The sequence below is a fragment of the Limosilactobacillus sp. WILCCON 0051 genome (assembly GCF_039955095.1).
Classification (GTDB): domain Bacteria; phylum Bacillota; class Bacilli; order Lactobacillales; family Lactobacillaceae; genus Limosilactobacillus; species Limosilactobacillus allomucosae.
In genome coordinates, this window is the sequence record NZ_CP154878.1 from 2,221,491 (window position 1) to 2,234,716 (window position 13,226).

The following is a 13,226-nucleotide window of genomic DNA, read 5'->3' on the forward strand; positions in this document are numbered from 1 at the left end:
ACTTAACGCTTAAGACAACCTCTTAAGCAAAAGGCGCTCGATCGCATCATCTGCGAACGGGCGTCTTTTAGTTTTCTTCTAGAATTGCTTGGGCCGCGTGCCAGGCCAGTGCCGCACATTTGATTCGAGCCGGAAACTGCGCCACGCTGCCCAGAATTGCGGCATCCTGGAGCTGCTCTTGCGCCTGTGCACTGATTTTTTGACCGATAACCAGATTTGAAAAAGCCTGAATCAGCTGTTGGGCGTCTGACACCGATTTGCCAATCAAAACATCGCCCATCATACTGGCTGAGGCTTGCGAGATCGTACACCCGCTGCCGGTAAACTTAAGGTCGCTGATCTTGTCATCATCGATCCTGACTGCCAGATTGATGGTATCGCCGCAGGTTGGATTGTGCAGCGTGATCTGCGCGGTTGCGTCCAGCAGCTTTCCTTGGTGATGCGGGTGGCTGGCATGTTCTAAAACCAAAGTGCGATATAAATAATTAAGCTTGCTCAAACCCATTTTCAAAAAACTCCTTTGTGGCCTTAATTGCATCAATCAAGCGGTCAACGTCTTTTTGATCATTATACAGATAAAGGCTGGCCCGCAGAGTCGCATTGACCCCCAGATAATCCATCAAAGGCTGCGCGCAGTGATGACCGGCACGAACGGCTACTCCTTCCAGATCAAGAGCCGTCGCCGCGTCATGCGGGTGAATGCCAGCCAGATTAAATGCCAAAACGCCAGTATGCCGATCTTGCGGGCCATAAAGCGTCAAGCCATCAATTGCCAATAGTTTAGGAATCGCGTAAGCAGCCAGTTCTTGTTCATGTTCCGCAATCGCTCGCATGCCAAACTGACTTAAATAATCAATCGCCGCGCCTAAGGCAATCGCACCACTGATGTTGGGTGTACCAGCCTCAAAACGCCAGGGAACCGGTTTAAAGGTGGCCGTCTGCTGAGCAACCTGATCAATCATCTCGCCGCCAAACTGACTGGGGCAGAGCCGATTCAGCCAGGCCATTTTCCCATACAAAACGCCGATTCCGGTTGGCGCCATCATTTTATGACCGGAAAAAGCATAAAAATCCGCGTCCAATGCTTGAACGTCAACTGGCAGATGCGGCGCGGCCTGGGCTCCGTCAACGACCAGGCAGGCCCCGACCTGATGCGCCATGGCACCGATTTTTAAAATAGGATTTACTACGCCCAAAACGTTTGAAACATGGGCTATGGCCACTACTTTGGTCCGTGAATCGATTTTGCGCGCGGCATCGTTAAGATCCAACTCTTGACGATCATTTAAGCCGACCAGCCTCAGTTCAGCCCCGGTTCGTTTAGCCAGCTGCTGCCAGGGAACCAGATTGCTGTGATGCTCCATTATCGTCACTACGATCGCGTCATTTGGCTTAATCAGCTCACTCAGTCCTTGCGCGATCCAATTAATGCTTTCCGTTGTTGACCGCGTAAAGACGATTTCTTCAGCTTGACTGGCATTGATAAAGGCGGCGGTTTTTTGCCGAGCCGTCTCATAGGCTGCAGTTGCCCGCTGCGCCAGCGTATGCGTGCCCCGATGAACGTTGGCGTGATCATGCTGGTAGTAGTGCTCAATCGCCTTTAAAACCGGTGTCGGCATCTGAGCCGTCGCCGCGCTGTCCAGATAGGTCAATGGCTCATCGTTAACTCGCTGCTTAAGAATGGGAAAATCTTGTTTAATGCTTTCAATATCCACTTGGCTCGCCTTCTTCTAAGAAAAAACTCATAAAAATCTAACTTTTAGTTGACAAAAGATAGTGATACTGATTATACTTTAAAACAATCAAACACGCGAAAGGAGATAAGCAAATGAGTTACAACCGCATCCAACTTAATATTCGTTGGCAAAGCCGGTAGCTCAGATCGCACGGAATGCGGTCTGGGAAGTCAGATCCATTCTGTGCCGGCTTATTTCATAATGCAAGCCTGCATGGAACCACATGCAGGCTTTTTAATTTCCCAAGAGGAGGCCTGCAGACTGGCTTCCTCTTTTTATTTTATCAAGCAGCAATTATTCAAAAGGTTTCGGAAAGGTGGCAAAAAGCCATGAAAAGAATGTATACCGTAATCGCCATTTTACTTGCGTTTCTTGGAGTCGCCTACTTCAAGGAAAATGGCGGCATCGTCAAACAGGCAAAGCCCAAAGTCGGGGTCTTAACCTTAATGCATCATCCCGCTTTGGATCAGATCTACAAAGGCTTTGTCCATGGTCTGGCAAAAGAAGGCTATCACAATGGCAAAAACATTACGATCGACTATCAAAATGCCAATGGTGATCAAAGCAACTTAAAGACCATGGCCAACAAGCTGGTTAATGAAAACTCAACCGTTCTTTTTGGGATTACCACGCCAGCTTCTCAAGCACTGGCCAACTCAACCAAAAAGATTCCAATCGTCCTAGGTGCTGTCACCAATCCTCAAGGAGCCGGTCTTGTTAAGAACAACAAGCGTCCTGGCGGCAATATCACCGGGATTTCCGATCAGGCACCGGTCAAGGAACAACTGCAGCTAGTCCACAAATTTATGCCGCACGCCAAAACGTTAGGGATCATCTACACTTCCAGCGATAGTTCCGCCGTTACTGAATATAAGGAATTCATGAAATATGCCAAGCAGATGCATTTGAATCTGAAGGCTTACTCGATTTCCAACAGCAATGACTTGAACCAGGTCTCACAACAAATGCTGAGCGAGGTTGACGCCGTAATCGTACCAACTGACAACACGATTGCCGGCGCGATGCAGACACTGGTCAAAAATGCCAATGCCGTCAACAAGCCCGTTTTCCCAGCCGTCGACACGATGGTTAAGCAAGGCGGGGTCGCCACCTACAGCATCAATCAATACAAGCTGGGCGTTGAAGGCGGTAAGCTGACGGCCGACATTCTAAAGGGCAAGAAGAAGCCATCTACAACCGCCATCAAGTACATCCGTCATGGCGAACCGGTCTTGAACCTAAAGCAGGCACGCAAGTTGGGCTTGCACGTTCCAGCCAGTTTCCAGCGTGAAGCCGAAAAATATGGGGAGGTAATCAAATGAATCTGATCGTATCCGCAATTGGCCAGGGTCTGTTATGGGCACTGCTGGGGTTGGGACTTTACCTGACCTTCCGTATCTTGAATCTCGCCGATATGACTGTTGAAGGCACGTTTCCATTAGGGGCTGCCGTAGCCGTTACTGCAATTACGCATGGATTTTCACCATTGGCCGCAACCCTTTTGGCATTTGGCGCTGGTATGCTGGCTGGGCTGGTAACCGGGCTGCTGTACACTAAAGGAAAGATTCCATTCCTGCTGGCCGGGATTCTGACGATGACGGCTACCTATTCTGTTAACCTGCGCATTATGGGTAAATCGAACATCTCACTGCTGGGCCAAAAGACGCTTTTTTCTGGATCGTTTATGACCTCGCTGCCGCAGTATTTTGACAGCGTCGTCTTGGGCATGATCGTAATTGCCATTATCACGCTCCTGCTGATCTTTTTCTTGGATACCGACTATGGCCAGTCATTTATTGCAACCGGCGACAATCCCGTAATGGCTAAATCACTGGGGATCCATACCGATGCCACGATCAACGTTGGTCTTATGATTTCTAATGGACTGGTTGGACTTTGCGGCGCGCTGGTTGCTCAAAGCAATGGCTATGCCGATGTCAACATGGGGATTGGAACCATCGTAATCGCCCTGGCTTCAATCATCATCGGCGAAGTTGCCTTTGGCGAGCTGACACTGTCGCAGCGACTGGTTGCCGTAACCTTGGGAAGCATCATCTACCGTCTGATTCTGCTGGCAGTCCTGCAGCTGGGGTTCAGCGCCAACGATCTCAACTTGATCTCTTCAATTGTCCTAGCACTTTGCATGATGCTGCCGCAGCTGGACAAGCTATTCCACATTCGCAAGCCGTTCTTTAAGGGGGTCCAAACCAATGACTGAACCAATGCTTGAGCTAAAAAACGTCAAAACAATCGTCAATCCAGGAACTGCCAACGAAACCACGATTTTAAAGGGCATCAATCTAACCATCAACGACGGCGACTTCATTACCATCGTTGGGACGAACGGTGCTGGTAAATCAACCCTTTTCAATGTTATCGGCGGCAATCTTAAAGCCGATGCCGGGCAGATTTTTCATGCCGGCGCTGATATTACCAAAACAACCGAAGAACAGCGCACTACTTTTTTAGCCCGCGTTTTTCAAGATCCTAAGCTGGGAACGGCACCCCGGATGACGGTTGCTGAAAATATGCTGCTGGCTTCCAAGCGCGGTGAAAAACGACACCTGATACCGCGCCGTTTGAAGCAGCGAATGTCAGAATTTACCAAGCTGGCTGCTCAAATGAACAATGGCTTGGAAAATCGTATGACTACGCCAACCGGAGCACTTTCTGGCGGGCAAAGGCAGGCCCTGAGCTTTTTGATGGCCACGCTCAAGCGACCAGACATTCTGCTGCTTGATGAGCACACTGCCGCCTTGGATCCACACACGGCACGCAATCTGCTGCACGCTACCAATCAGCGCATCACCGAAGATCATCTGACGGCATTGATGATTACCCATCATATGGAAGATGCTCTCAAATACGGCAACCGGCTGATTGTTTTAAAAGATGGCCAGATCAAAGCCGATTATAACGCAGCTGAAAAAGCCAAATTAACGGTTGATGATCTGTATGCCTACTTTGAAATGTAAAATAACGACATTCAAAAAGACATTCCGCACCATTACGGAATGTCTTTTTAGTCAGCATTATTAAAAATCTACCTCATCAGGTTTGGCACATTGCCCACCCAGATTTGGCAACGCCTGAATCATCTGCATTTCAGACTCTGAAAGCTCAAAGTCAAAGATTTCCATATTTTGTGCCGAGCGTTCACGATGAACCGACTTTGGCAGTGGCAAAACGCCCTGCTGCAATTCCCAGCGCAACGCAACCTGAGCCGTTGACTTGCCATGAGCTTTGGCAATTTCTCTCATCGTAGCGTTACTTAAGACTTTAGCTCCCTGACCGCCTAATGGACCCCAGCCTTCAACCAGAATATCCCGTTCCTGCAGCCACTGAACTGCTTCTGTCTGCGGCCAGCCAGGATGAACCTCAATCTGGTCGACCATTGGCTTGATTTTAGCCGTTTTCATCAAAGCCTTAATGTGATGTGGCAAAAAATTCGAAACACCAATTGCCCGAATTCTGCCTTCATTGTAAAGATCTTCCATCGCCCGCCAGGTTTCAGCATTCAGTTTTTCGGCATCCTGACCAAACTGTTTTTCGTTGGCTGGCCAATGAATCAAATAAAGATCCAGATAATCAAGTTTTAACCGATCCAAGGTGGCTTGAAAGGCGGCTTTCGTTTTTTCATAGCCACGCTCGGTATTCCAAAGCTTGCTGGTAACGAAAAGCTCTTCACGTGCAACTCCTGAAGCAGCGATCCCTTGGCCTACGCCAATTTCATTTTCATAGACCGCGGCCGTATCAATGTGCCGATAGCCCAATTCAATTGCATCCATAACTGACTGTTTGGCTACTGATTCCGGCGTTCTAAACGTACCATAACCGACACATGGAATTTCAACGCCATTGTTTAAGCACCGCATTGAAGTAACGCTTGTGAAATGATTGTCCATTATGATCCTTCTTTCTTTTGCATCTAACAATTTGTAAGCATATTATAAAATCAGAACTGGGCAATACACAATAACGCACCTTTTTGTGACCTCAAACAGGAGATTTTAAATGACTGATACAATCAGAGAATATACCCTTGAAAAATTGCGCCAAAAGGATTTTGACTGCGCCAAAGAATACACTTTGGCCATGTTTTCTGGCAAATACAAGCTGTTGATCATCTGTAGTCTTTATCATAATGGCGCAATGCGTTTCAATGAACTGCAGCGGCTTTCTGAGCATGCCACGCACAAGATGATGACGCAACAGCTAAAAGAGATGATCAAGGATGGGCTGATCTCACGTCATGAACAGCTGATCAGCCATCGCAAAGCAGTCTTTTACCAGCTTACGAATACTGGCGAAAGCCTGATGCCAATTATTGATGCCATGTGCCAATGGGGTGAAAAGCGTCTTCAGGATTTAAAATTAGATATTGATTTTTGTTCAGACTAATCTAACAGCCGCAGCTCAGACATTGAGCAGCGGCTGTTAAACTAATAAAGTATTAATTTTTACTGTTTTTTAAAATGCGGTCGATTCTTTTGCCACATCAAAACAGCCAGCATCAACGTCAAAACATCAGACGCGGCCTGAGCTGAAACGATTCCCCAATAACCAAACAGATGATGCAGAACTACGATGCAGACTAAAAAAATCAAGCCTTGCCGTGATACTGACAGCCAAAATGCCGGGACTGCCTTGCCCATTGACTGAAACATCGTCGTAAACACCAAAATACAGCCGCCCAGCGTTGTCGAACTGGCCAGCCAGCGAATCATGGTCGTACCTTCACTGATCACGGTCTGATCCTTCATAAACAAACGAATGATCAAAGGAGCCGCCAGCATCATCAAAAGCGTTGCCACGACCCCAAAAACGACAACGACCAAAATATCAAAACGCACGGCTTCATTAAACCGCTTTTGATTTTTGGCACCGTAAGTATAGCCAATCAGCGGCTGGGCACCAAACGCAAAGCCGACCATCACCATAAAGATAATGGTATTGATCTTGTTGGCAATTCCCATCGCCGCCACGCTGGTTGAGCCATACGCAATCAGATAGCGATTCGTCAGTGCCATGGAGAACATAACCATGATATTGGTAATCGAGGCCGGAATCCCAATTGAGTAGATTTCTTTTTGCAGTGCCGGACTTAACCTGGTTTCATGAATCGAGGTCGTCAGTTTTTGGCTTTTGGTATTCAAATAATAAATCATCAAGGCATCGCCAATGATATTGCTGACGACAGTGGCCAATGCCGAACCCGCAGCTCCTAATCCACAAGGGAAGATGAAGATTGGATTCAAAATGATGTTAAAAATCGTTCCCACCATGCTGGCCGTCATCGACTGAACGGCCAATCCCTCAGTTCTTAAAATATTGGTTGGTGTCAGGCCAAAAACAATAAACGGCGCGCCAAACGCAATCACCAGGTAGTACTCACGCGCGTACTGCCAAGTTGCCGTGGTCGCTCCCAATAGGTGAAGAATCGGCGTCTGAAAAGCAACCATGATGATCGTCATCAAGATTCCCACGATAATCGATACGTAAAAACAATAACCTGAAGCCAGGCGTGCCTCATGATTGCGCTTTTCACCAAACAGCCGCGAAATCAATGAGCTGCCCCCCAAGCCAAAGATATCGCCAATGGCAATCAGCAGACTGAAAACTGGCGCGCCTTGCGATACGCCCGCTACCAGATCGGGATTTTGGGTCTTAGAAACAAAGAACGTATCCACCAGATTATAGATAATAATAACGGCTGAACTTAAAACCACCGGCATTGCCAGCGTAAAATAAGCCTTTTTAATGGAAGAACGCTCGAAAAGCTGATCCATTTTTCTGCTCCCTTCTTTGTAAAACAATCTTGATTATTTTAGATGATCATCACTTGATCAACAATCATTTAATTATTGGTCTATTCCATATTTTAGTTTCAAATCATAAGAATGAAGCGTTTTCATTATTTTTCAATTTTGTATGGTCTAATAAATTTGTTTAATTTTTCGGAATCAAACTCAAGCTATTGTTTTTGAAAAAGAATTGGTCTAAATTAATTGCCATTAAGAAAATGATTAGAGTTTTGAGAATTGGAGATGGCAATAATGAGTACAGCAAACACTTTATTCGTAATGATTGCCAGCATTCTGGTGTTCTTAATGACACCAGGACTGGCGTTTTTCTATGGCGGCTTGGTAAGTCGGCGCAACATCGTCAACACGTTTATGTCGGTCTTTTTCGTTTGTGGTCTATCCGTTCTGCTTTGGGTAGCAGTTGGCTGGTCACTTTCATTCAGCGGCAATGGCGCCATTGTCGGCAACCTGCACCAATTGATGATGCATGGTACCAACCTAAAGCAGCTGACGACTGGCAAGATTCCGGTCGGCATCTTCTCAATCTTTGAAATGATGTTTGCATTGATCACGCCGGCTCTGTTTGTAGGCGCGATCGTTGGCCGGGTGCGCTTTAAGTTTTTAACCTTCTTTATCATCTGCTGGTCGATTCTGATCTACTACCCATTGGTACACCTGGTCTGGGGCGGCGGTCTGCTGTCTAAGCTGGGTACGCTTGACTTTGCTGGTGGGACTGTCGTTCATATCAACGCTGGGGTCACGGCCTTGGTACTTTCTGCAATGATTGGGCCGCGTCTGCACACTAAAGAGTCAGATGGCCCAGCTGACCGGTCCTGGGTTCTGTTGGGCACGACTCTGCTTTGGATTGGCTGGGATGGCTTCAACGCGGGTTCTGCACTGGCCGTCAACAGCATTGCCATGCAGGCTTTCTTAACGACGACGGTTGCTGCCGCCGCGGCCATGGTTACTTGGCAATTACTGGAAATCTATACTGAAGGACACACGACTTTGGTTGGCACCTGTACCGGCGTATTATGTGGGCTCGTCGGCATCACGCCTGCCTGTGGCTACGTTACCTTGACCGGAGCCTTGATTATTGGAGTCGGCTCGAGCTTAATCAGTGGCTGGTTCATCACCAAGATCAAGCCGCGCTTAAAAGTTGATGACACGCTGGATGCTTTTGGGTGTCACGGGGTCAGCGGTATCTGGGGAAGCATCGCAACTGGTCTTTTTGCCACTCATACGATCAACCCTGCCGTTACTCACGATGGACTGCTGATGGGCGGCGGCTTCACGCAGTTTGGCATTCAAATGCTGGCAACCATGGTTACGATTGTCGCTACTGCTGTTATGGTTTGGGTAATCGTTAAGGTCTTGGGTCACTTTATGACGATTCGGGTTTCTGCTCGCGATGAAGGGCGTGGCTTGGACATCAGCGAACACCATGAATTGATCGGCTCATTGGCGAATCCTCAGCTCTAACCACTTATCTGAATAATTAAATCTGCTGCACTCAGCAATATAAAAAGGACAATCTCGTGTTAGCGAGGTTGTCCTTTTACGTTATGCATTAACTGAAAATTCAATTCTAGTGTTCTTGAACTTCTTCAGGGTGTGCCTTTTCGTAGCGATGTTCATTCCAGAAGTAGATCGTGATGATCGCAAAGCAGATGGCTGGCACGATGAAGGAGAACTGCATGGAGCCGGAAAGGTCGGATACCCGTCCTTGAATGGCTGGCACGATGGCACCACCGATCAGGGACATAACGATGAAGGCACCACCAGTTTCGGTGTACTTCTTTTCGTGAATCTGGTCCAGCGTGTGAGCGTAGATCGTTGGCCATTCAGGACCAAAGAAGAAGCTCGTGGCAATGGCTGCGTAAACGGCCGCTGCATTTGGAACCGTAAAGGCAATTACCAGGCAGACCATCCCAAGAGCGGAGAACCAGGTCAGCACCTTGGTAATCGAGTAGCGGTTCATGAACCAGTTGGCAACCAGCTTGCCGATGAACCAGGCAATGTAGCTGTAGATCATAAACGTTGAGGCTTCAGAGTCGGAAATGCCGTGCATAACCTTCAGCGCCAGCCGGATGGTAAATGACCAAACCGTCGTCTGCATGCCGGCGTAGACAAACTGTGCGCCGACACCCATCATAAAGCGCTTGTTGTGCGTCAGGTAGTGAATCGTCTCGCCCAGAGATGGCTGTGCTTCCTTGCCTTCTGCGCCCGTTCCTGCCGTGGCCTTGGCACGTGGCATCTTGGTCAGCAGCAGGACGATGAAGATAACGATTAAAATTGCAAGGATGAATTTGTATGGACGCAGCGTCAGTTGAAGCATGTGCAGGTTGTAGGCGTGGGCTTCGGCCTTGCTCATGTGAGCGACCTTGTCAGCCAGGTTGCCGCCCTCACCAAAGATCAGATACTTGCCTAAGACGATCCCTAAGATGTCACCCAGCGGCGTCAGCGTTTGCGCGAAGTTCAGACGCTGATTGGCCGTGTTGCGGGGACCCATCATTGAGGCGTAGGTGTCACAGGACGTTTCCAAAAAGCTCAGCCCAACGGCAATGGCAAAGATGGCTACCAAAAACACGCTGTAGGTGGCAATTCGGGATGCTGGGAAGAACAGCGAGCAGCCGATGATGTAGAACATCAGACCGACCAGAATGGCCACCTTGTAGCTGGCCTTCTTAACGATCCGCGAGGCGGGGATGGCCATCAGGAAGTAGCCGCCGTAGAAGGCTGACTGAACGAAGGCCGTAGCCGTGTCGTTCAAGGTAAAGACCGTCTTGAACTGCGTGATCAGAATGTCGTTCAGACTGGCTGCGGCACCCCAGAGCGGGAAGATCAGGCAGACCAGCAGGAACTGAAACATTGGCGTCTTGTCAAGGTAGCCGTCTGGCAGCTGCAGCCAGCTTTGGCCCTTGTCAGAATTCTTACCGTTTTGCATGTCTCATACCTCGCTAGAACGTAACGCCGGATTCAAGAATAATGTTGGAGTAAGGCGTCATCTCACCCGTGCGGATGAAGGCGTGCGTCTTGGCCAGGTTCTTCTTCAAATCGCTGTGAGGCATGAATTCGATCTCAACATCAGGCAGCGCCTTTTTGATGTTTTCCAGCTGTTCTGGGTTTTGGTCCTTGATCTCATCGGCAAGGTAGATCTTTTGAACCTTCATTTCCTTTAAGACGTTGTTCAAGACGTCCATAAAGCTTGGCAGCTGCTTGTCGAGCGCCAGATCGATCTTCTTGGTTCCCATTGGCACCGGCATGCCGGCATCGCCAATCGACAGCCAGTCCATGTGGCCCATGTTGGCAACGACGGCGGACACTTCAGAGTTGATAATTCCAGTTTTCTTCATGATCAAAATCTCCTAATTCCTAATTCTTATTTCTGCGAACGTTCAGCCGCGATTACTCGGCAAGTGCGGCTTTGACTTCTTCACCCGTTGGAATCGATGGCATGGCACCCATCTTTTGAACGGTCAGACTGGATGCACGCTGCGCGTAGACCAGAGCATCGGCAACATTGCTCAGGTCGTTGTCCAGCTGCGAGGCCAGCGCACCGATGAACGTGTCACCGGCAGCCGTCGTATCAACGGCCTTGACCTTAAATGCAGGCACCATTCCATGACCGTGCGGCGTGCAGTAGAAGACCCCTTTTGAGCCCAACGTGATCAGCAGGTTTTTGGCGCCCTGCTGTTTGAACCATTCCGCGGACTTAAGCATGGAATCTTCATCAGTAATCTTGATTCCCGTCAAAACAAAGCTTTCGCTGTCGTTAGGGATCACGACGTCCGTGTATTGCAGCAGCTCTGGCAAGATTTCATGAGCTGGTGCCGGATTCAGGATCGTCGTTACGCCATGTTCCTTAGCTTGTTTGAAAGCTTCGGCAGTGACTGCCTGTGGCGTTTCAAACTGACTGATCAAAAAGTCGATCTCTTCAAAGACGGCATCGGCGTTTTTCAAAACCTCAGTCGTCATTGCTTGGTTGGCACCACCATAAACCATGATGTCGTTTTGGCCCTCGGCATCAAGCGTAATCAAGGCCGTTCCCGTACCATGCAGCTCATCAATCCCAATCAGCTTGGTGTCGACATGATCTTCTTGAAGCGCCTCACGCATGAACTTACCCTCATTGTCAGCACCAACCATCCCGATAAACCAGGTCTTGGCACCAGACCGAGCAGCGGCAACTGCTTGGTTGGCACCCTTACCGCCAGGAGCAGAACTCTTGGAACCTGCCGAGATCGTCTCACCAGGCATTGGGAAACGCTGTACGTGGTAGGTCGTATCAACGTTGATGCTCCCTAAAACCGCAATTTTCTTAGCCATTTGCTTCCTCCTATGGTCTCTACTGTAAAACGTTTTTGTAAATCGTTTTACGAAAATTTCAACGTTGTTAATTTAACATGATTTGAAATCGTTTGCAACCCCTCTTTAAAAATTTAATTCAGAAATTTTACTAATGTAAGCGATGAAAATAGCGCCATGGCAAACGATTTCCCAAATTAACTTTTTAGTAAAAAAAGATCCGACTCGCTTAAACGAATCGGATCTTTTTTTATAATCGCTGGTCTTATTCAGCTGCTTTACGCGCAAAATAATGTGCCAGCCGATCTTTTGGGTAGATACCCGTTACTTTTTCCTTGGCCACGCCATCGCGAAAAAGCACCAGGCTAGGAACACTCATCACTTTATAGCGTTCCGCGATTGCTTGTTGATGATCAACGTTAAACTTGACGAATTTGATCTGCCCGGCAAATTCCTTTTCCAGCTCTGCCATGATCGGTTCCATCATTTTGCATGGTCCACACCATGGCGCCCAGAAATCGACTACCGTCAGCGGGCCTTGAATCATTTCGTCAAAGTTTTCAATGGTTGCTTCTTGTGCCATCAGACTACTCCTTTTTATCGGTTGCCTGCGCATGGTTTTTGCGCCGTACCAAGTGCACGATAATCGTAATAACGAAAACGGCCAGGACAAAGATCCCAAAAGCACTTGAAGGAATCTCAATATCAATTGCAGGAATCGATAAGAACAGCTTAATGGCAACAAACAGAATCAAGATATACGCCATTGGCTCCAATTCTGGAATCTTGTTCATCAAGCGCATAATCACTTCAGCAATTCCCCGCATACAGAGGATACCAATCAAGCCACCGATCAAAACGATCACTGGATTGCTTGAAATTGCAAGTGAAGCCAACACAGAATCAACGGAAAATATGATGTCCATGAACTCGATTTGAGCAACGACCCACCAGAATCGCTTCCGACCAGTCAGGCCTTTACGGTTAGCCTTAGGACTGGCCTGCTTGCTGCGCCGTTTCGGGTTGCCCTGAAACTTATAGCGGAAGAAGCGGTAAACCAGATATACCAGGTAGGCAGCCCCGATGACCTTGATTTCCCAGAAATGGATCAAGTAGACGCCAAGCCCAATAATCAAGAAGCGGAAGATATAAGATCCCCAAATCCCGTAAAACAGAGATTCCTCTTGTTCTTTAAGCGTTGGCAAAACCCGTGTCTGAGCTGCTAAGACCACCGCGTTGTCCACGGATAACAGACATTCGATCAATACCAGTGAAAGGATGATCAGCCAATCCTGACTTGAAGTTATCACAGCTTCCCAGTTGTGCAAGTCGAAGAACGGTCCGTAAAGCTTAGTTAAAAGTGACAATGAACTCCTCC

The 13,226-nt window shown here is 48.1% G+C and carries 14 protein-coding genes; 5 read left to right on the plus strand and 9 right to left on the minus strand.

Features of this window, described 5'->3' with window-relative positions; all coding sequences use genetic code 11:
* Positions 1-67 precede the first annotated feature (67 nt).
* Both sufU and ABC765_RS10390 read right to left on the minus strand, forming a co-directional pair.
* On the minus strand, positions 68-505 hold the full coding sequence (gene sufU / locus ABC765_RS10385) for a Fe-S cluster assembly sulfur transfer protein SufU (RefSeq protein WP_347953853.1): 438 nt from the start codon (positions 503-505) through the stop codon (positions 68-70).
* A complete protein-coding gene (locus tag ABC765_RS10390) occupies positions 486-1,715 on the minus strand; it encodes a cysteine desulfurase (protein WP_347953854.1) in 1,230 nt (409 codons plus the stop codon). Before ABC765_RS10390 ends, sufU begins: the two co-directional genes overlap by 20 nt.
* A 350-nt stretch (positions 1,716-2,065) precedes the next feature.
* On the opposite strand from ABC765_RS10390, the gene trpX reads away from it, so the two are divergent.
* The 3 genes from trpX to ABC765_RS10405 are packed head-to-tail and all read left to right on the plus strand — an operon-like array spanning position 2,066 to position 4,711.
* Positions 2,066-3,058 (plus strand): tryptophan ABC transporter substrate-binding protein, encoded by a 993-nt coding sequence (gene trpX, locus ABC765_RS10395; RefSeq protein ID WP_347953855.1) that lies wholly within the window; start codon positions 2,066-2,068, stop codon positions 3,056-3,058.
* The gene (locus ABC765_RS10400) at positions 3,055-3,954 is read left to right on the plus strand and encodes an ABC transporter permease (protein WP_347953856.1); all 900 of its coding nucleotides are present in this window, start codon (positions 3,055-3,057) and stop codon (positions 3,952-3,954) included. Before trpX ends, ABC765_RS10400 begins: the two co-directional genes overlap by 4 nt.
* Positions 3,947-4,711 (plus strand): ATP-binding cassette domain-containing protein, encoded by a 765-nt coding sequence (locus tag ABC765_RS10405; protein ID WP_347954024.1) that lies wholly within the window; start codon positions 3,947-3,949, stop codon positions 4,709-4,711. The genes ABC765_RS10400 and ABC765_RS10405 overlap by 8 nt, the downstream gene beginning before the upstream one ends.
* Before the next feature lie 60 nt (positions 4,712-4,771).
* Here ABC765_RS10405 and ABC765_RS10410 read toward each other — a convergent pair whose 3' ends face one another.
* A complete protein-coding gene (locus tag ABC765_RS10410) occupies positions 4,772-5,641 on the minus strand; it encodes an aldo/keto reductase (RefSeq protein ID WP_347953857.1) in 870 nt (289 codons plus the stop codon).
* A gap of 109 nt (positions 5,642-5,750) precedes the next feature.
* On the opposite strand from ABC765_RS10410, the gene ABC765_RS10415 reads away from it, so the two are divergent.
* Positions 5,751-6,137, plus strand: a complete 387-nt coding sequence (locus tag ABC765_RS10415; RefSeq protein WP_347953858.1) for a helix-turn-helix domain-containing protein — start codon at positions 5,751-5,753, stop codon at positions 6,135-6,137.
* A gap of 59 nt (positions 6,138-6,196) precedes the next feature.
* Here ABC765_RS10415 and ABC765_RS10420 read toward each other — a convergent pair whose 3' ends face one another.
* Complete coding sequence (locus tag ABC765_RS10420) at positions 6,197-7,525, minus strand: MATE family efflux transporter (protein ID WP_347980398.1); 1,329 nt, start codon at positions 7,523-7,525, stop codon at positions 6,197-6,199.
* Positions 7,526-7,792: 267 nt separating this feature from the next.
* Here ABC765_RS10420 and ABC765_RS10425 point away from each other — a divergent pair, with 267 nt between their 5' ends.
* Positions 7,793-9,022, plus strand: coding sequence for an ammonium transporter (locus tag ABC765_RS10425; RefSeq protein WP_347980399.1), 1,230 nt, complete (start codon positions 7,793-7,795; stop codon positions 9,020-9,022).
* Positions 9,023-9,128: 106 nt separating this feature from the next.
* Here ABC765_RS10425 and fucP read toward each other — a convergent pair whose 3' ends face one another.
* The 5 genes from fucP to ABC765_RS10450 form a co-directional block, all read right to left on the minus strand.
* Positions 9,129-10,487: an L-fucose:H+ symporter permease gene (fucP, locus tag ABC765_RS10430; protein ID WP_347980400.1), complete on the minus strand. Its 1,359-nt coding sequence runs from the start codon at positions 10,485-10,487 to the stop codon at positions 9,129-9,131.
* A gap of 13 nt (positions 10,488-10,500) precedes the next feature.
* On the minus strand, positions 10,501-10,896 hold the full coding sequence (gene rbsD / locus ABC765_RS10435) for a D-ribose pyranase (protein WP_006500760.1): 396 nt from the start codon (positions 10,894-10,896) through the stop codon (positions 10,501-10,503).
* A 52-nt stretch (positions 10,897-10,948) separates the two neighbouring features.
* Positions 10,949-11,869 (minus strand): ribokinase, encoded by a 921-nt coding sequence (rbsK, locus tag ABC765_RS10440; protein WP_048345739.1) that lies wholly within the window; start codon positions 11,867-11,869, stop codon positions 10,949-10,951.
* A gap of 244 nt (positions 11,870-12,113) precedes the next feature.
* On the minus strand, positions 12,114-12,431 hold the full coding sequence (gene trxA / locus ABC765_RS10445) for a thioredoxin (protein WP_347953863.1): 318 nt from the start codon (positions 12,429-12,431) through the stop codon (positions 12,114-12,116).
* Between the two features lie 4 nt (positions 12,432-12,435).
* Positions 12,436-13,215, minus strand: a complete 780-nt coding sequence (locus ABC765_RS10450; RefSeq protein WP_347953864.1) for a TerC family protein — start codon at positions 13,213-13,215, stop codon at positions 12,436-12,438.
* Between the last annotated feature and the right edge of the window lie 11 nt (positions 13,216-13,226).